The sequence below is a fragment of the Xanthomonas sp. 3058 genome (genome assembly GCF_014199765.1).
In the GTDB taxonomy this organism is placed as follows: Bacteria; Pseudomonadota; Gammaproteobacteria; order Xanthomonadales; family Xanthomonadaceae; genus Xanthomonas; species Xanthomonas campestris_B.
The window spans coordinates 118,358-135,621 of record NZ_JACHOF010000010.1 but is presented as its reverse complement, the minus strand read 5'-3'; the positions used below and the strand labels follow the sequence as shown (position 1 = coordinate 135,621).

16 protein-coding genes and 1 other RNA gene are annotated in these 17,264 nt (G+C 64.9%); 5 read left to right on the top strand and 12 right to left on the bottom strand.

Features of this window, described 5'->3' with window-relative positions; genetic code table 11:
• Nucleotides 1–234 precede the first annotated feature (234 nt).
• The 6 genes from GGR61_RS13975 to GGR61_RS13950 are packed head-to-tail and all read right to left on the bottom strand — an operon-like array spanning nt 235 to nt 6,184.
• Nucleotides 235–660, bottom strand: a complete 426-nt coding sequence (locus GGR61_RS13975; protein WP_184407864.1) for a Na+/H+ antiporter subunit G — start codon at nt 658–660, stop codon at nt 235–237.
• Nucleotides 657–941, bottom strand: coding sequence for a K+/H+ antiporter subunit F (locus GGR61_RS13970; RefSeq protein ID WP_184407863.1), 285 nt, complete (start codon nt 939–941; stop codon nt 657–659). Before GGR61_RS13970 ends, GGR61_RS13975 begins: the two co-directional genes overlap by 4 nt.
• Nucleotides 938–1,444 (bottom strand): Na+/H+ antiporter subunit E, encoded by a 507-nt coding sequence (locus GGR61_RS13965; RefSeq protein WP_184407862.1) that lies wholly within the window; start codon nt 1,442–1,444, stop codon nt 938–940. The genes GGR61_RS13970 and GGR61_RS13965 overlap by 4 nt, the downstream gene beginning before the upstream one ends.
• A complete protein-coding gene (locus GGR61_RS13960) occupies nt 1,441–2,985 on the bottom strand; it encodes a monovalent cation/H+ antiporter subunit D (RefSeq protein WP_184622066.1) in 1,545 nt (514 codons plus the stop codon). Before GGR61_RS13960 ends, GGR61_RS13965 begins: the two co-directional genes overlap by 4 nt.
• On the bottom strand, nt 2,982–3,356 hold the full coding sequence (locus GGR61_RS13955; RefSeq protein WP_184407860.1) for a Na+/H+ antiporter subunit C: 375 nt from the start codon (nt 3,354–3,356) through the stop codon (nt 2,982–2,984). The genes GGR61_RS13960 and GGR61_RS13955 overlap by 4 nt, the downstream gene beginning before the upstream one ends.
• Nucleotides 3,356–6,184 carry a monovalent cation/H+ antiporter subunit A gene (locus GGR61_RS13950; RefSeq protein ID WP_184622064.1) on the bottom strand — a complete coding sequence of 943 codons (2,829 nt, stop codon included), beginning with the start codon at nt 6,182–6,184 and terminating at the stop codon, nt 3,356–3,358. Before GGR61_RS13950 ends, GGR61_RS13955 begins: the two co-directional genes overlap by 1 nt.
• A 166-nt stretch (nt 6,185–6,350) precedes the next feature.
• Here GGR61_RS13950 and GGR61_RS13945 point away from each other — a divergent pair, with 166 nt between their 5' ends.
• The gene (locus tag GGR61_RS13945) at nt 6,351–7,253 is read left to right on the top strand and encodes an NAD-dependent epimerase/dehydratase family protein (protein WP_184407858.1); all 903 of its coding nucleotides are present in this window, start codon (nt 6,351–6,353) and stop codon (nt 7,251–7,253) included.
• A gap of 197 nt (nt 7,254–7,450) precedes the next feature.
• Here the strand turns inward: GGR61_RS13945 and GGR61_RS13940 are convergent, their stop codons facing one another.
• Together GGR61_RS13940 and GGR61_RS13935 are read right to left on the bottom strand one after the other, a co-directional pair.
• The gene (locus tag GGR61_RS13940) at nt 7,451–7,936 is read right to left on the bottom strand and encodes an Mpo1-like protein (RefSeq protein WP_184407857.1); all 486 of its coding nucleotides are present in this window, start codon (nt 7,934–7,936) and stop codon (nt 7,451–7,453) included.
• A 549-nt stretch (nt 7,937–8,485) separates the two neighbouring features.
• A complete protein-coding gene (locus GGR61_RS13935) occupies nt 8,486–10,081 on the bottom strand; it encodes a M4 family metallopeptidase (RefSeq protein WP_184622062.1) in 1,596 nt (531 codons plus the stop codon).
• A gap of 139 nt (nt 10,082–10,220) precedes the next feature.
• Here GGR61_RS13935 and GGR61_RS13930 point away from each other — a divergent pair.
• A non-coding RNA gene (locus GGR61_RS13930) (sX9 sRNA) lies at nt 10,221–10,297 on the top strand.
• Between the two features lie 363 nt (nt 10,298–10,660).
• On the opposite strand, the gene GGR61_RS13925 is transcribed toward GGR61_RS13930, so the two are convergent.
• The 3 genes from GGR61_RS13925 to GGR61_RS13915 all read right to left on the bottom strand — a co-directional run bounded on the left by GGR61_RS13925 (nt 10,661) and on the right by GGR61_RS13915 (nt 14,413).
• Nucleotides 10,661–12,535 (bottom strand): peptidoglycan-binding protein, encoded by a 1,875-nt coding sequence (locus tag GGR61_RS13925; RefSeq protein WP_184622060.1) that lies wholly within the window; start codon nt 12,533–12,535, stop codon nt 10,661–10,663.
• Nucleotides 12,536–12,586: 51 nt separating this feature from the next.
• Entirely contained in the window at nt 12,587–13,216 is a 630-nt protein-coding gene (locus GGR61_RS13920) for a hypothetical protein (RefSeq protein ID WP_260287878.1), read from the bottom strand.
• Nucleotides 13,217–13,486: 270 nt separating this feature from the next.
• On the bottom strand, nt 13,487–14,413 hold the full coding sequence (locus GGR61_RS13915) for a phosphoribosylaminoimidazolesuccinocarboxamide synthase (RefSeq protein WP_184622049.1): 927 nt from the start codon (nt 14,411–14,413) through the stop codon (nt 13,487–13,489).
• A gap of 205 nt (nt 14,414–14,618) precedes the next feature.
• Here GGR61_RS13915 and GGR61_RS13910 point away from each other — a divergent pair, with 205 nt between their 5' ends.
• Nucleotides 14,619–14,948: a DnaJ domain-containing protein gene (locus tag GGR61_RS13910; protein ID WP_184407851.1), complete on the top strand. Its 330-nt coding sequence runs from the start codon at nt 14,619–14,621 to the stop codon at nt 14,946–14,948.
• 129 nt (nt 14,949–15,077) lie between these two features.
• Here GGR61_RS13910 and GGR61_RS13905 read toward each other — a convergent pair whose 3' ends face one another.
• A complete protein-coding gene (locus GGR61_RS13905) occupies nt 15,078–15,917 on the bottom strand; it encodes an outer membrane beta-barrel protein (protein WP_184622047.1) in 840 nt (279 codons plus the stop codon).
• 122 nt (nt 15,918–16,039) lie between these two features.
• Here GGR61_RS13905 and rpe point away from each other — a divergent pair, with 122 nt between their 5' ends.
• Together rpe and GGR61_RS13895 are read left to right on the top strand one after the other, a co-directional pair.
• Nucleotides 16,040–16,711, top strand: a complete 672-nt coding sequence (rpe, locus tag GGR61_RS13900) for a ribulose-phosphate 3-epimerase (protein ID WP_184407849.1) — start codon at nt 16,040–16,042, stop codon at nt 16,709–16,711.
• The gene (locus tag GGR61_RS13895) at nt 16,708–17,199 is read left to right on the top strand and encodes a GNAT family N-acetyltransferase (RefSeq protein WP_184622045.1); all 492 of its coding nucleotides are present in this window, start codon (nt 16,708–16,710) and stop codon (nt 17,197–17,199) included. Before rpe ends, GGR61_RS13895 begins: the two co-directional genes overlap by 4 nt.
• Nucleotides 17,200–17,264 lie beyond the last annotated feature (65 nt).

Genomic DNA, 17,264 nt, shown 5'->3' with positions numbered 1-17,264 from the left:
TGCTCGTCAGTAAAACGTTTCTTCACGTCCAATCTCCTTCGGGGTAGGGAATTGGACTCCAAACTGGCGTGCTACTCAAAATCGGGGGGACGTCGGCACCGCAGTGCTGGCACCGAAAGCGGCATCTCACCGCGATGCGGGCTGCATGCAGAGCCTCTCGACCGGAGCCGCGGCGCGCCCAGGAGCGCGCTAGCGTCCGATGAATGGCGCCGGGCTTCCACGCAGCGGACCACATCAACGCCGATCGGTATCCGGCTCGGCATGCTGCTTGGCGGTTTCTTCGTTTTCGCCGACATCGCCTTGCGTCTGCGGCGTGGGCAAGCCTTCTTCCTTCATCTCGCCATGGTTGGGGACTTCCGGGCGGTTTTCCATCATCAACGACAAAGCAGCCTTGGCCATCAAATGCGCACTGATCGGCGCGGTGATGAACAGGAACACGGTAATCAGCAATTCGCGTGGCTGCGGGTCCACGCCGAGAAACAGGTGATAACCGACCGAGGCCAGCAGCACGCAGCCCACGCCCAACGTGCTGGCCTTGGTCGGTGCGTGCAAGCGCTTGAAGAAATCGGAGAATTTCACCAGCCCGAACGCGCCGATCAATATGAAGAAGGTGCCGACCAGCAGCAGCGCGCTGAGCAGATACTCGGTCAGGGCGATCATTCGACGATGTCCCGACGCAACACGAATTTACTGAGCACCACGGTGCTGCCGAAGCCCAGCATCGCAATCACCAGTGCCGCCTCGAAGTAGATCGGCGAATCCAGGTACATGCCCAGCAGCATCAGTTCGGCGATGGCGGTGATGGACAGCGTGTCCAGCGCCAGGATGCGATCTGGCACCGTCGGGCCGCGCAGCAAGCGCCACAGCGCCAGCAACATCGCCAGGCCCACCGCGTGCATGCAGAGGACGATGGTCGATTCGATGAACATGTGGCCGGTCATGGAAAGATCTCCATCAGGGGCTTCTCGTAGCGGGCCTTGATCTCGGCGATCAGGGCATCCGGATCGTCCAGGTGCAGCACGTGCACCAATAGAAATTTGCGGTCATCGGACAGCGCTGCCGACACCGTGCCGGGCGTGAGCGTGATCATGCTGGTCAGCGCGGCGATACCGTGGATGTTGGCGATATCCAGCGGCACCCAGATGAAACCGGGATGGATGCGCGACTCCGGGCCGAGCACCTGGCCGGCCACCTTGATGTTGGAGCGCACGATATCGCCGGCGGCCACCAGCAACATGCGCGGCACCGAACGCAGCGAGCCGATGCGTGCGAACTCGCGGTCCAGCCGTGCGGCGAAGATCGGCACCACCACGCCCAGCAGCGCGCCCAGCACCCACTGCTGCGGCCCGAAGCTGTCGCTGAGCAGCAGCCAGAAGATAAACACCGTCACGCTCAACGAGGGCGAGGGCAATAGCCGGCGTCGCAGTGGCATGCGGGCGCTCATGGCTGCCTCCGTTGCGGCGTGGTGGCGCGCACCTGATCCACATACGCAGCGGGATCGCGCAGCTGGGCACCGGCCGCATCGGTGTAGTGCATCAACGGTCCTGCGCCCACCGTCATCGCCACCAGGCCACTGAGCAACAGCAGCGTTGCGGCGGTTTCCACCGGCCGCATGCGGCCACGACGTTGCGGTTGCAGCTCGGGGACATCCTGCACCGCCTCGGGCACGCGCCAGAACAAGCGCACGCCGGCTCGGGTCAGGCCGATCACCACCAGCAGGCTGCTGCCGAGGATGGCGCCCCACACCGGCCCGACCAACCCTTCGGGCACGTGCTGCAACAACGCGGCCTTGGCCAGGAAGCCGGACAACGGCGGCAGGCCGGCGACGGCGACCGCAGCGACCATGAACATCGCGCCGGGCACCCCACGGCGCGGCAATGGCGCGACCACTTCCTTGCGATCGCTGGCGCTGCCGCGTCGACGCCGGATCAGGTCCGACACCATGAACAAGGCGGCGGCCACGAAACTGCTATGCGGCAGGTAATACAGGCCAGCGCCCAACGCGCCGGCATCGTCCAGCGAGAAGGCGATGAACAAGGTCGCCGCCGAAAACACCACCAGATACGACACCATCACCCGTAGCCGCGATGCGGCCATCACCCCGAACGCGGCCATCAACAGCGTGGCGATGCCCAGCCACAGCAGCGCGTGGCGACCGAAGCCCTGCAGCGCGCCGGCACCGGCGCCGAACCAGAGCGCGGACACCCGCAGTGTCGCGTACAGCCCCACCTTGGTCATGATCGCAAACAACGCCGCCACCGCTGCCGGCGCGCGCGAGTAGGTTTCCGGCAACCACAGATACAGCGGCAGCAACGCGGCCTTGCTGCAGAACACCAGCAGCAACAGGCCCAGGCTGGCCTTGGCCAGCGGGACGTCCTGGGCCGGCAATGCGGCGATGCGTTGCGACAGCTCGGCCATGTTCAAGGTGCCGAACACGCCGAACAGCAGGCCCAGTGCGATCAAGAACAAGGTCGACGCACACACGTTGAACACCACGTAATGCAGGCCCACGCGCATCTGCAGCCCACGCCCGCCGCTGAGCAGCAGGCCGTAGGAGGCGATCAGCATCACTTCGAAGAACACGAACAGGTTGAAGATGTCGCCGGTCAGAAATGCACCGTTCAAGCCCATCAACTGGAACTGGAACAGGGCGTGGAAGTGGGGCGCGCGTCGGTCCCAGCCTGCGCATGCATGCAGCAGGCAGGCCGCGCCCAGGATCAAGGTGGTCAACAGCATCCACGCCGACAGGCGGTCGCCCATCAGCACGATGCCGATGCGCGCCGGCCAGTCGCCGAGCAGATACACCAGCACCGTGCCTTCGGCCGCACGCGCAAACAGTGCAATCACCGCCCACGCCAGCAGCAGCATGCTCACCCACGCCACGCTGCGCTGCACGCGCGGGCCATAGCGGCGGTGTTCGACGAACAACGATGCCGACGCGCCCAGCATCGGAATCAGGATCGGCAGGATCAGCAGATGATTCATCGCCGCGCCTCGCGCGTATCCACCCCGGTGGCGGCATCTTCATGCGCATCCACGTGATCGCTGCCGTTGTCGCTGCGGCTGCGGATCGCCAGCACCAGGCTCACTGCGGTCATCGCGAAGGCGATCACGATCGCGGTCAGCACCAGCGCCTGCGGTAACGGGTCGGTGTAGTGCATCAGATCGACCGGTGTGCCCTCGCGCAGCACCGGCGCCTGTCCGCTACGCAGCCGTCCGCCGGCGAAGATCAGCAGGTTGGTCGCGTAGGACAGGAAGGTCATCCCCAGGATCACATCGAAGCTGCGTGCGCGCAGCAACAGGTAGATCGCCAATGCGGTGAGGACGCCGACCGCGCTTGCCACTGCCAATTCCATCAATACTGCTCCGCAGTGCGTGTCGAACGTTGGGTGGGGTCGATCTCGCCGCGCTGCGAGCTGCGCGTACGCGAGGGTTTGATCGTGCCCATCATCGACAGCATCAGCATCGCCGCACCGAACACCACGAGATACACGCCGATATCGAAGCCCAGCGCGCTGGCCAGTTCCAGCTCGCCCAGCAGCGGCAGCGGAATTTCCAGATGCCCGCTGGTCAAGAACGGCAGGCCGAACAGCAGCGACCCGGCGCCACTGACCAGCGCGCACAGCAGGCCGATGCCGATCAGGCGGATGTAGTCGAAGCCGAAGCGCGATTCCACCGAGGCGGTGCCCTGGATCACGTACTGCATCAGCAACGGCACCGCCAGCACCAGGCCGGCGATGAAGCCGCCACCGGGCGCGTTGTGGCCACGCAGAAAGAGGAACAGCGACACCGTCAACGTCAGCGGGAACATGATCTGCGCCAGATCGGCCGGCACCGGCAACTTGATCGGCGGGCCGGGCATGGTGCGCTCCGGCGCCATGCGCGAGCGTCGCAGCAGTGCATGCACCACCAGCCCGGCGATCGCGAACACGGTGATCTCGCCAAAGGTATCGAAGCCGCGGAAATCCACCAGGATCACGTTGACCACGTTGCGCCCGTAGGCTTCCGGCAGCGCACGTTGCAGCAGCTCGCCGGCCACGGTGTGGCTGGGCTGGGTCATCAACGTATAGGTCAATGCGGCAAGCCCGGCGCCGCCAATCACGGCGATGGTGGCATCGCGCATCTTGCGCAGCCGTGCAGGCTCGGGCAGCGAGCGCTCCGGCAGGTAATTCATCGCCAGCAGCATCAGCACCAACGTCACCATCTCCACCAACAGCTGGGTCAATGCAAGATCCGGCGCCGACAGGAACACGAAGGTCATGCTGACCGCCAGGCCGGTGCCGCCCAGCACCAGCACTGCCAGCAGACGCTGCTTGTACAGAAACAGGCTGCCCAGTGCGCAGGCGATCATCAGCAACCACACAATCCAGCCCAGCAGCGGCATCGGAGTGGGCGCAGGCCAGGCCGGCAGGACGCCGCCTTGCACAAACGGCACCAGTGCGACGACCACGGCACTGAGCACCAGCAACATCAGCATGCGTTGCAGATTGCCGTTGGTGACGGCATCGGTCATGCGCGCGGTTGCAGCGAACAGCGCGCGCAGGTTCCAGTGGAACAGCGCCTTGCCTGGCGAGCGGTTCTGGATCGCGTACATATCCAAGGTGCGGCGCAGCGTCATGTACAACAGCGTGCCGCCCACCATGCCGGCGATGCTCATGGCCAGCGGCCAGTTGAAGCCATGCCACAGCGCCAGGCTATAGTCGGGCAAGCGCTCGCCGAGGATGGCGCTTGCACCGGCGCGTAGCACCGGCGCAATCGTCCATGCCGGCACGATGCCGACTGCCACGCACATCAGTACCAGCACTTCCACCGGGATCTTCATCCAGCGCGGCGGTTCGTGCGGCGTGGTGTCCAGATCGCGTGGACCCTCGCCGAAGAAGGTGTCGTGCACGAAACGCAGGCTATAGGCCACCCCGAGCAGGCCGGCCAGCAACGCGGCAATGCTGGCCAGCACCCGCATCGTCTGCGGTGCGTCGGTTTCCAATGCCACGGCGAAGAACATTTCCTTGGACAGGAAGCCGTTGAGCAGCGGAATACCGGCCATTGCCAGCGAGGCGATGATCGCCAACGCACTGGTCATCGGCATCAAACGACGCAGGTTGCCGAGCTTGCGCATGTCGCGCGTGCCGGTCTCGTGGTCGATGATGCCGGCGGCCATGAACAGCGAGGCCTTGAACACTGCGTGGTTGAGGATATGGAACACACCGGCCACCACCGCCATCGGCGTGGACAGCCCGAACAACATCGTGATCAGGCCTAGATGCGAGATGGTGGAGTAGGCCAGCACGCCTTTGAGATCATGCTGGAAGATCGCGTGCCAGGCGCCCAGCAACAAGGTGATCGCCCCGATGCTGGTGACGGTGTAGAAGAAGAAATCGGTGCCGGCCAATGCCGGATGCAGGCGCGCCAGCAGGAACACGCCGGCCTTCACCATCGTGGCCGAATGCAGATATGCCGACACCGGCGTGGGCGCAGCCATCGCGTGCGGCAGCCAGAAATGGAACGGAAACTGTGCGCTCTTGGTAAAGATGCCCAGCAATACCAGGCTCAGGGCATACGGATACAGTGGGCTGGCGCGGATGAGATCGCCGGCGGCCAGCACCGCATCCAGCTGAAAGCTGCCCACGATGCGGCCGATCATCAGCACGCCGCCCAGCAAGGCCAGGCCGCCGCCAGCGGTCAGCACGAATGCCATGCGGGCGCCTTCGCGCGCATCCTTGCGATGCGACCAGAAGCCGATCAACAGGAACGAACTGATGCTGGTGAGCTCCCAGAACACCATCAGCAACAGCAGATTGCCCGACAGCACCATGCCAAGCATCGCGCCCATGAACAGCATGAGGTAGGCAAAGAAGCGCGAGGCGCTGTCGCGTGCGCCCAGGTAGTAATGCGCATACATCACCACCAACGCACCGATGCCCAGCACGAGCAATGCAAACATCCACGCCAAGCCATCGAGTCGCAGCGAGAACATCAAGCCGATCTGCGGCAACCACGCATGCTCGCTGCGGATCACCTCACCGCGCATCACTGCCGGTGTGAGCATCGCCAGAATGACCAAGCCGGCCAACGGCGCGGCCGCAGCCAACCACGCAGTGATCGAACGAGCTGTGCGCCAGCGCAGCGCAATGGCGGCCGCCATTGCAAATGGCAGCGCGAGCAGGATTTCCAGCGAGAAAGGCATGCAGGGAACACAAGATTCGCGAGCAGGCCAGAGAGCTTAACAAACCGTTGACTGACGTCCGTGTCAACGTCGCCGCTACCGACGTGAGCAAATGGCTGCAGCGGCGGCTTCGCGCCCCGGCGTCGCACTCGGTATGCTGCGTCCATCCAGACTGCATCCGTGCCCCGTGACTGTTCCCCATCCTGATCCGTCCACTGCTGTATCTGCGCCACGCGCCCTGGTTTTTGGCGGCAGTGGGCAGATCGGCGAACGCCTGCTGACGCGCCTGCTGAGTCGCGGCTGGCAGGTGACGGCATGGTCGCGCCAGCCGCGTGCCGCGCGTTCCGGGTTGATCTGGCGGCAAGGCGATCTGACCGCGCCAGCCGCAACGGGCGAGGCATGCGAGGTGATCTTCAGCTGCGGCCCGCTGGATCACTTCGCCCGCTGGTACGCCGAAAATCCGGTGCGCGCTCCGCGCATTGTGGCGTTCGGTTCAACCAGCGTGGACGTCAAGGAACATTCGACCGACGCAGCCGAGCGCGATGTGGCCCAGCGGCTCGCACATGCCGAACAAACGCTGTTTTCCGCAGCCCAGGCGCGTGGCGCGACCGCGACGGTGCTGCGTCCGACCCTGGTCTATGGTGCCGGGCGCGACCGCACGCTCACCCAGATCGCCGGGCTGGCCCAACGCACGGGCGCCTTCGTGCTGCCGGCCAACGCCACTGGCCTGCGGCAGCCGGTGCATGTGGACGATCTGGCCAGCGCCGCATTGGCGGTGCTGGCCCAGCCGGCGACGCAGCAGCGCAGTTACGCCGTCGGCGGTGGCGAAGTGCTGGCCTATACGCAGATGGTGGAACGCGTGCTGGCGGCGTTGCCACGACCGGCGCGGTTGTATCAGGTGCCGCCAGGCCTGTTTGGACTTGCCGTCAGCGCTGCGCAGCGGCTGGGGCGCCTGGGCGGGATGAATGCGGCCGCGTTGCAGCGCATGCGCGATGACCTGGTGTTCGACCTGGAGCCGGCACGCCGCGATTTTGGTTATGCGCCGCGCGCGTTCCGTCCGTTACCGGAAGAACTCGGCATCGGTGAGTGAGGCGCGGTGAGCACGCCTACGGTTTGTCGGGGGTGAAACGTCAGGCGTCGAGTGCTCGATGATCGACGTCGATTGGCCGCCGTTTTAACCAGGGCCCTGCGCATTGAGAGCTCCGGATGCGAGCGACGCTTGGAAGGAGCCTGTCAGTACCACGTGCCAGGCGACTTGCCTGACTGGCCGTTGCTGGCCAATTGCACTCAGTAGCGCCAACCCAACTGACGATACAGCTTGGCCAGCACCCAGATCGGGCCGATCAACAGGTAGGTCAGGTCGGTCAGAAAGCTCGGCTTGCGGCCCTCGATCTTGTGGCCGACGAATTGTGCGATCCACGCCAGCACGAATACCGCCGCCCCCAGCGTGAAGACGCCACCCAGCCCGACCTTGTGCTCGATCAACCGGCACAGGCAGCCGAAGAAAAAGAACATCGCCAACATGCCCAGCCCCAGTGGGCGCGACAGTCGGTTGTAGTAGCACCACGCTGCGAACATCGCCAGCGCCGCCCATACCCCGCTATTGAACCAGGTGCCGCCGACCGGAATGCACCACAGCAAGGCCACCACCGACCACAGGATCGCCGGCACCGCCAGGACATGGATCTGCTGGTTGGTGGCGTTTTGATGATCGTCGGAATAACTGGCGAAATAGCGCTCGATCGGGCGCGCGGTGGTGATGCTGTCGGTCATGTTCCCTCCCAGGAATGACCCAAGCATACGCGCGCGGACGGCCGCAGTGACAGCCGGGCCCTTGCCACGCGTCGATCGCGCGGCAAGGGCCGGCAACACCTTAGAGCAGCTAACAAAACCTGGCGAGCGAGCGCCTGTCAGTGAGTGCAGTGGTTTGTCGGTCGTATCTTGGTGGATGCAGTCAGAAGTCCAGATCAAACACTGAGTGGGTCGAATGCGCGGTGCCCTCACCGCTGGCGGGACACGCCGTGAATCCATCCCTGGAGGCTCGGTGGCGGCATCCATGCCGCCACACGGTCCCGCAAGCGGCGAGGACACCGCACCAGAGAGTTAGTCGGTGGCTTTTTTAAAGCCATGCACACCGACACTCTCGACTGGTCCTTGCCCGTCCAGCGTCGTGGGACCTTACGCGGCATGGATGCCGCGTAAGAGCTTACAAGGACGTACTTGCAGCGTGTCCCGCGACGCTGGGCGGGCAAGGGCCCTGCAGCCAAGCCGCAGATAGCCGGCCTGCAGTAGGCTGACGCGAAGTCGTTTTGTTAGCCGCTCTTAGTTGACAGACACCGCGCTCCACGCCGCAGCCACCGCGCGGTACTGCGTGGAGGTACTGCCATACAGGTCGGTGGCAGCACTCAAGGTGGCCCGACGTGCGGCCGCGTAGTTGGTCGAGGACGTCATGTAGACCGTCAGGGCGCGGTACCAGATACGGCTGGCTGCGGCCCGGCCGATCGCGCTCAACGCGGTATTGCCGTTGCACACCAGCCCGGCCGGGGTCACGTTCCAGCTGGTGCCGGCACCGAAACCGCTCGGCACCACCGCACCCTCGGCGAGCAGATAGTAGAAATGGTTGGCAACGCCCGAGCTGTAGTGCACGTTGAGCGAGCCCAGGCTGCTGCTGTAGCAGTCCGGCGAATCGCCGTCCAGGCTGGGCTTGAACATGTAGCGCAACGCCAGCGTACCGGTGCTGTTGCCGGGCACGATCTTCTCGCCGATCAGATAATTGCCCGGCTGCGCGCTGTTGTTGGCGGAGTACTCCACCATCGCACCCATGATGTCGGAGGTGGCTTCGTTCAAACCACCGGACTCGCCCGAGTACACCAGGCGTGCGGTCCGGCTGGTCACGCCATGGGTCATCTCATGCCCGGCCACATCCACCGGCACCAAGGGCGTGAACATGCTGCCGTCGCCATCGCCGAACGTCATGCAGAAGCAGCTGTCCTGCCAGAAGGCATTGTTGTAGCCGTTGCCGTAATGCACGCGGCTACGCGCACCCGCCCCGTCGTTGGCGATGCCGCTGCGCGCATGCGTCGTGCGGAAATAGTCCCAGGTCAGCGCCACGCCGTAATGCGCATCCACCGCCACGGTGACCGCATCGCTGTTGGCACCGTTGCCCCAGGCATTGTCGGCATCGGTGACCAGCGTGCCGCTGCCGGAGGTGCCGTTGCGCATGGTGTAGGTGGCACCGCCGCCGCGGCTCATATCGGTCAATTCATAGCCGCTGCTGCAGCGCGTTGCGGACAAGGCAACGTTGCCGGCATACAGCGAACGCCCGCTGCCGGCGGCGCTGGTACCGCCGCTGCAGACCGTATGCACGGTATCCCAGGATTCGAGAATGCGTTGATTGACCGCATCGACGATGTAATGCATCTCGGTTGGCGTTTGATCGGGTTTGATGCCGCTGTAGATCACGTCATAGACCAGCCGCGGTGCGCCCTGCCGTGCATACAGTGCCAGGCTGGCACGCGGCGCGGCATCGGGCGCCACATCGAACTGCGCACCGGCCACACGCAGTGCAGTGTCGGCATCGATGCCCGGCAGCAGGTTCGGACGCACGCTGGTGTCCATGGTCTGGCTCAGCTGCCGCATCACCCCGCGCCGCGAATGCACCACCACATCGCCGCCGATCACCGGCAGGCCCTGATAGGTACGATCGAAACGGACATGTTCGGTGCCATCGGCATCGACGATGCTGTCGCGCGCGATGAAGGCATCGGCCGACGCACGATTGGCCAGCGCTGCCGCGTTATTTCCCAACAACGATTGCGCACGCGAAACGGCTGCCTCTGCGGAAAGATCCGCAGCATTGGCGACAGCACAGACTGATAGCGCGCAGCAGATCGCCGCGCCCAAGACGTGGAATTGCATGACGACTCTCTCCAGAAAACGTGCAATGCAAAGACCGGCGGCGACGAAGGTCGCAGCAGATCGCGAGTGGCAACTTCAGAGCGATTAACCAAACGACTGCACATCCGCCAGGCATGCGCGACCGATGCGCGGAGTCTGCATGTGCCCCTGGTGCACTCCGATTCCGGGCGTGCCGTCCGCCCCCACCTGACGACTGCTCGCTACGTTTTGTTGGCCGTTCCGAAGTCCCGGCAGACACGCTTGCACAGTCGGTGGTCGTGCAATAAGTAAAATTTACGGATGTGTTTGATTCTGTGCGCCCGGCCACTTCGGGCTGTGGAATGCATCGCAGAGATGCGGATGCTGCGTTACACGCTGGACACCATGCCCCCGCCGTTGCGCAACCCGCTATCACGCGCAAGACGTTGCGTCGGCACGCGATGCGCCGCACTGCGGTATGTGGAGAGGCTGGCGCTCATTGCGCACGCGCGCCGATCGACGAAGACCGCATTGCGCGTGTGCTCCCCATCTGCCTAGCGATGCGCGGGTACAAAAAAGCCGGCCAGACAATCTGGCCGGCTGCGTCGCACGTCGCTGAACTCAGCGGCCGCCGATGGCGACCTTCTGCTGCTCGTCGTGTACCTGTTGCTGTTGCGACTGGCCGGCCAGCAATTGCGCGCTGGTCTGTTCCAGCGTCGGGGCAGGCTGATTCAGATCCACCGCCGCGCGGAAACCCGGCGTGGTCCCCATCACGAACGCCTTGCCGTCCTGCACGGTGACGCTCTGCAGCTTGTCGGCGCTGTCGATTCCGTTCTGCTTTGCCTGCAAGGTCACGTTGGCAGCGGTATCGCTGGAAATCATGCTTGGCAGCTTGCTGCGGATCGCGTTATGCAGCGCATGGTCCGGATGCGAGGCATCGTTCAGCGACGGGCCCTTTGGCGCCGCGACCGGTGCTTCGCCTGCTCTGCTCTGGGTCTGCGCCGGAAGCGCGGACAATGCCGCCTGCGTATTGCGACCCACCACGCCATCGGCCTGCAGCCCGTGCTGCTTCTGGAACGCAAGCACTGCCTCGCGCGTGTTGTCACCGAAGCGGCCATCCTCGGCCAGCCGGTTGCCCTGTGCATCGCGCACGCCGAGACGGTTGAGGTCCTGCTGCAGCGACTGCACTTCGCCTCCGCGAGTTCCGTGCTTCATCAGGTGATGGGAGGCGGTTTCGTTCGAGGACGGGTGAACTGGTGACGCACTAGCGGGTGTGTGAGCGCGTGCTGCAGTTGGCTCGGTCGTGCCATGCAACGGTGCGCGCACCTGGAACTCGGGTTTCGGAGTCAGTGCGCCGACGATGCGCGTCCCGCCGCCGTCCCAATAGCCGCCGGGAGTAATCGTGACCTCGGCAGGTCCCGTGCTGCCTTGCGAGCCGATGAACTGGATATTCCCTTGGGCGTCGTAACCCTTGAAGATGCCGACATGCTGGCCCTGCGATGACGAGAACATCAGGATGTCGCCCTGGTGCAGGGTTCCATTCGGTTTGCGTGCTTCTGCAGCCGAAGTAACATCGAAATGTTCGCGTGCATATGCGGTGGTGTTGGCACCGTTGAACAGTTTGGCGGTCGTGAAGCCGGCAGCGTTTTCGCCGGGCACATCGTATCCGGCGTTCTTCAGCCCACGCCAGACGAAGGCGGAGCAATCCACCCCCAACCGTCCGTCGCCGTCTGCGTCACGCTCCAGCCGGCTGCTGTCGCGGCCCGGGCGCGGATGGTCGGGACGACCGTACTCGTACCTCCGACCTTCGCTCAGGAAATGCTGATACGCCTCGTTGTAGACAGCAGCGCCGGTGGCGGCGGCTGCCACTTGATTGGCCGCAGGTGTGGTTCCGACGGGCGTCGTGGATGACGGCGTCTGGGCCTGTGCCGCTGATGGCGTGTGCGAAGGTTGCTGGGTGGTCGTTACCTCGCCCGCGCGCCAGCCCTCGAAACGCCGAATTCCATCCGCGAGCACCTCGCGTTCGCGTACGCTCATCTGTCCGACGGTTTTTTCGCGCAGATCCACGCCGTGTCGATCGCCCTCGGCAAAGATCGCGGCGGCCTGCTCCTTGTGATGGGTGCGGCCACTGTAATCAGCGGTTGAATAACTTGGCAGCATCTCTTCGACGGTCTTTTCGGCGAAGCGACGCTCCAGTAGCTGGATTTTGGCAGCGCGGCCGGCTTCGTAGCTTTCAAAGACGGCGTTGCCCCATTGATCCAGCCCGACCACGCCCTGATAGCGATTCTGCGCGGCGTCGAGCGCCTGCTCGCGGGTACGTGGGTTATGGACGGTCGTATCGGCACTTCCGGCGAATTCGAATTTGAGGTTGCCGGGATTGTTGTTACGCCACGAGACGGTGCCGCCGGAGCGCGTGATGACGCTGCCGTCATCCATTTCCAGCGTACGCGTCGTGCCTACGCTACTGACCACGCGGGTGATTTTTGGATCCGACATGAGCTGTTCCTTTGCTGAGTGGTTGGTCGAACCTGATGCGTAATAGCTGACTTACAGTCCGTTTGAAAATACGTCGAGTGCATCCGCGCTGACCCATCCCTGCGCGCAACTGCCAACATACTGCCCTGGTGCTGCTACATGGCAGGCATCACCACTTGCGGGCTTTATGCGCTTGATCGGCCTATCGCCATACGTCTTGCACAGCGCATTATTCTTGCACTTTGCAACGCTGTCTGCGGGAATTGCCACGACGTAATAATAAAGTGGGTTCTGTCCTGCGCGGCCGATCGCCTGGACGCAGACGAGCTGGCCCTGTGCCAGGTTGGCGTTTGCCGTCGCGCTGCTGCCTGTCGTGGGCACGGTATTCAGTGCATCCACCCCTTTGGCTTGTGCAACGCCAGCGAAGAAACCCCCATCGCCACAATCGGGCGAAAGCTCTACGTCGTAAAAATCACCGCTATCGACATTGCCTGCAGTGCAGCCTCTCGCCGTCTTTGTATCGGTGCACTTGACGCCGCTGGCTTGTATCAGCGAGGTAAGTGTGTTGTTTATCGCAGGGCTTGCAGGTGCTGGGGTTGCAGCTGATGCCGTAGGCGCGGCTGGCGCGGCTGGCGCGGCGGCAGGTGCGGCAGATTCGCCGGCACTGCAGGCGCTCAGTGCGAGCAATGAACTGGAAAGCATGGCGCTGCGGAACGCGCGCGAGTCGCCGAAAAGTAGACGTGACGGAGCCATTGCGACCTCGTTGGAAAAGAGGCGCGCCATCGCGGCGAGCCTGATGGAGTGGTTTATACGCCAGTACACGCGGCCGGACGTTATAAACTTTCACGCACGGCTGCCAGCTGGTTCCGGCCGCATCTTGGATTCGGTCCAGGCCGCGCCGAGTATGTCGGCGCTCAAGTCATGGCGGCGTCAGTGCGATTCGAAGCCCCCGACAGAGGGGGCGCCAACCCATCAATCAACCGAAATGCCCGCCAGCCGCTGCAGCGCTTCGGCATATTTGGCGCGGGTGCGGTCGATCACTTCGGCCGGCAGCTGCGGGCCGGGGGCGGTCTTGCCCCAGTCCAGGGTTTCCAGATAATCGCGCACGAACTGCTTGTCGTAGCTGGGCGGGCTGGTGCCGAGCTCGTACTGGTCGGCCGGCCAGTAACGCGACGAGTCCGGGGTCAGCATCTCGTCCATGATGTACAGCCGGCCATCGGCGTCGGTGCCGAATTCGAACTTGGTGTCGGCCAGCAAAATGCCGCGTTCGGCGGCAAAGTCCGCGGCGAAGCGGTAGATGCGCAAGGTCGCATCGCGCACGCGCTCGGCCAGTTCCGCGCCGACGGTCTTGACCATCGCGTCGAAGTCGATGTTTTCGTCATGGTCGCCAACGGCGGCCTTGGTCGAGGGGGTAAAGATCGGCTCGGGCAGTTTCTCGGCCTGGCGCAGGCCGTCGGGCAACTCGATGCCGCTGACCTTGCCGGTGCGCTGGTAGTCCTTCCAACCGCTGCCGATCAGATAGCCACGTGCGATGGCTTCCACCGGTACCGGCTTGAGCTTGCGGGTGACCACTGCGCGCCTGGCGTACAAGGCCGGGTCCACGCCCTCGGGCAGCACCTGTTCCACCGTGATGTTCACCAGATGGTTGGGCATCAGGTGTTCGGTCTTGTGGAACCAGAAGTTGGAGACCTGGCAGAGCATCTCGCCCTTGCCGGGGATCGGGTCGGGCAGCACCACGTCGAACGCGGACAGGCGGTCGGTCGCCACCATCAACAGATAATCGCCGGGCGGCGCATCGGCGGGCAGGCGGTCGCGGGGAATGTCGAAGACATCGCGCACCTTGCCACGGTGACGCAACGGCAGGCCGGGTAGATCGGATTGCAACAGCGTGGTCGACACAGGCACTCCTAAGGACGTCGCAATGACGCTGTCCCCGGGACCCGGCGGGCCCGCGGGTGGGCAGCGGGCCGCGTAGTGTACGGCGCTTCGTTGCGGCCCGCAGGATTTATTGGCCGCCGCCGGGCGGGCGCCGTGCAGGGCGTGTCAGCCAGGCCGGGTGGAGGTTCGGGTAAGATCGCCAGCCCGCCTCCCGCCCCGATTGCCCATGTCCTGGTACGGAAAACTGCTCGGCGCACTGGCCGGCGCCTTGCTGTTTCGCGGGGCACCGGTGATGGGCCTGCTGATTGGCCTGGCGATCGGCCATGCGGTGGACGCCGGCTGGTTCAAGCGCCGCGCCGAGAACCCTTACGAAGCGTTGGGGCTGGAGCCGGACGCCACCACCGCCGAGATCGACCTGGCCTATCGCCGGCTGATGTCGCGCTACCACCCGGACAAGGTGGCCAACGCCGAGCCGGAAGCGCGTCGCCAGGCCGAGAAGAAAGCCAGCCAGATCAACGCCGCCTACGACCGGATTCAGCGCTTGCGCAAACGCTGATGGCGTGCCGCGCATCCGGTGGCGGCGCCAGGGGATATGGCGATCTGCGGCAGGATCGGAGTCGGCGCCAGCACCAAGACGCCTGGCCGGGTCACCGGTCAGGCGTCTTGGTCACTCAGGCATCAAGACTCAGAAGCGATACGTCGCAGTCAGACGCACTGCATTCGACGAAAAGTCGGTGTCGGTGCGACGCAGATCGGTGCCGGCCGGATTGACGCGCAGGAACGGGTTGGTCGCCGGTGCGGTGCCCGGCCCCACGCGCACGCGGGTGTCTTCGTCCTGCAGGCGGGTGAACAGGTATTCCACGCCCACCGAGACGTTGTCGCTCAAACGCCGCTGCAGACCGAGGCCGGCCTGATAACCGTCGGCGCTGTCGCCGCCGCTGCCGGTGAAGCTGTTGGCGGTGTTGCTGCTGGAGAAGCTGTGGTCGAACTCGCCACGTGCCACGCCGGCGGTGAAATAAGCCAGGAAGTCGCCTTGCGCGCCGAACGCATAGCCGATCCGGCCGCGCAGCGCGGCGGTGCGGTTGAGCTGGCGGGTGAAGGTATAGAACGCCGGCGTCGTGCTGAAGGCGCTGACGCTGTCGCGCAGGTCGTTGCGGGTGTACTCGGCCACCACGCCATAGACCCAGTTGCCGGCCTGCCAGTCATAACCCAGCCGCGCGCCGTATTCGGCGCCGCCCTTGTCCTTGCTGCAGCCGCTGGCCGGCCTGCTTCCGGCCGCCGCGCCGCCGCAGAACCCGGGCGAAAATGCGTTGGCACCGGTGGCGGTGCTGACCTGGTCGCCGTCGCGGCCGTCCAGATCGGTGTCGAAGCCGAAGCGCCCACCGGAGACGCCGCTGACATCGGCACCGCCGACCGTGGCGCCGATCGAGACACCGGACCAGTCGGCTGGGCCGGTTTGCGCCCAGGCGGACGGGGCAAGGGCCAGCAAAGCAAGTGCAGCGGAGGCGAGCGGGGTGGTCTTCATGCAGTGTCCTTCGCAAAATGGCGCGGTGCGCCGGTCAGGTGCATACGCAGGCCGGGCCGCAACGGATGCACTGGCTTTGCGTGCCTGCGACAATGCGGTTCCCGTTCCTTGACGAGCTACCCATGCAACCGACGGCGATCGCCCCGTCCATCCTGTCCGCCGATTTCGCCCGTCTGGGCGAAGAAGTGAACAACGTCCTGAAAGCCGGCGCCGACTGGGTGCATTTCGACGTGATGGACAACCACTACGTGCCCAACCTCACCATCGGCCCGATGGTGTGCCAGGCGCTGCGCAAGCACGGCATCACCGCGCCGATCGACGTGCACCTGATGGTCGAGCCGGTGGACCGCATCGTGCCGGATTTTGCCGAGGCCGGCGCCACCCTCATCAGCTTCCATCCCGAAGCCAGCCGCCACGTGCACCGCACGATCCAGCTGATCAAGTCGCACGGCTGCCAGGCCGGGCTGGTGCTCAATCCGGCCACGCCGGTGGACATCCTGGACTGGGTGCTGCCCGAGCTGGATCTGGTGCTGGTGATGTCGGTCAATCCCGGTTTCGGCGGGCAGGCCTTCATTCCCTCGGCGCTGGACAAGCTGCGCGCCATCCGCAGCAAGATCGACGCCCTGGGCAAGCCGATCCGGTTGGAGATCGATGGCGGGGTCAAGGCCGACAACATCGGCGCGATTGCCGCAGCCGGCGCCGACACCTTCGTTGCCGGGTCGGCGATCTTCAACGCGCCCGACTATGCGCAGGTGATCGCGCAGATGCGTGCAGCGGTGGCTGCGGTGCGATGAGTGCGCCCGCGCTGCGGATCCGCGCCGCCACGCCCGACGATGCGCCGCTGCTGCACGCGCTGATCACCGCGCTGGCGGTGTACGAACGCGAGCCCGACGCGGTCGAGGCCAGCCCCGAGACGCTGCGCGCCAGCCTGTTCAACGACGGCGCCACCGCGCACGCGCTGATCTGCGAGCAGGACAGCCAGGCAGTGGGATTTGCGGTGTACTTCTTCAATTACTCGACCTGGCTCGGCCGCAACGGCCTGTATCTGGAAGACCTGTTCGTGCGTCCGCAGGCGCGCGGGCAGGGCGCCGGGCTGGCGTTGTTGCGGCACCTGGCGCAATTGGCCGTGCAGCGTGGCTGCGGGCGTTTCGAGTGGTCGGTGCTGGACTGGAATCAGCCGGCCATCGATTTCTACAAGGCGGCCGGCGCGCGTCCGATGGACGGCTGGACCGTGTACCGGCTCGATGGCGAGCGCCTGGCCGCGTTTGCCGCCAGCGCCTGAGCAATCCGCGCCGCCCGGCAAGGACCACGCAAGAAGAAGGCCGCTCCACTGGGAGCGGCCTTCGA

Excerpts from the sequence above, each read along its gene's own strand:
- GGR61_RS13910 (WP_184407851.1), top strand. The coding sequence starts at position 14,619 with ATGTCCTGGTACGGAAAACTGCTCGGCGCACTGGCCGGCGCCTTGCTG.
- GGR61_RS13920 (WP_260287878.1), bottom strand. The coding sequence starts at position 13,216 with ATGCTTTCCAGTTCATTGCTCGCACTGAGCGCCTGCAGTGCCGGCGAA.
- GGR61_RS13895 (WP_184622045.1), top strand. The coding sequence starts at position 16,708 with ATGAGTGCGCCCGCGCTGCGGATCCGCGCCGCCACGCCCGACGATGCG.
- GGR61_RS13970 (WP_184407863.1), bottom strand. The coding sequence starts at position 941 with ATGACCGGCCACATGTTCATCGAATCGACCATCGTCCTCTGCATGCAC.
- GGR61_RS13960 (WP_184622066.1), bottom strand. The coding sequence starts at position 2,985 with ATGAATCATCTGCTGATCCTGCCGATCCTGATTCCGATGCTGGGCGCG.
- GGR61_RS13940 (WP_184407857.1), bottom strand. The coding sequence starts at position 7,936 with ATGACCGACAGCATCACCACCGCGCGCCCGATCGAGCGCTATTTCGCC.
- GGR61_RS13975 (WP_184407864.1), bottom strand. The coding sequence starts at position 660 with ATGATCGCCCTGACCGAGTATCTGCTCAGCGCGCTGCTGCTGGTCGGC.
- GGR61_RS13955 (WP_184407860.1), bottom strand. The coding sequence starts at position 3,356 with ATGGAATTGGCAGTGGCAAGCGCGGTCGGCGTCCTCACCGCATTGGCG.
- GGR61_RS13935 (WP_184622062.1), bottom strand. The coding sequence starts at position 10,081 with ATGCAATTCCACGTCTTGGGCGCGGCGATCTGCTGCGCGCTATCAGTC.
- GGR61_RS13965 (WP_184407862.1), bottom strand. The coding sequence starts at position 1,444 with ATGAGCGCCCGCATGCCACTGCGACGCCGGCTATTGCCCTCGCCCTCG.
- GGR61_RS13925 (WP_184622060.1), bottom strand. The coding sequence starts at position 12,535 with ATGTCGGATCCAAAAATCACCCGCGTGGTCAGTAGCGTAGGCACGACG.
- GGR61_RS13905 (WP_184622047.1), bottom strand. The coding sequence starts at position 15,917 with ATGAAGACCACCCCGCTCGCCTCCGCTGCACTTGCTTTGCTGGCCCTT.
- rpe (WP_184407849.1), top strand. The coding sequence starts at position 16,040 with ATGCAACCGACGGCGATCGCCCCGTCCATCCTGTCCGCCGATTTCGCC.
- GGR61_RS13950 (WP_184622064.1), bottom strand. The coding sequence starts at position 6,184 with ATGCCTTTCTCGCTGGAAATCCTGCTCGCGCTGCCATTTGCAATGGCG.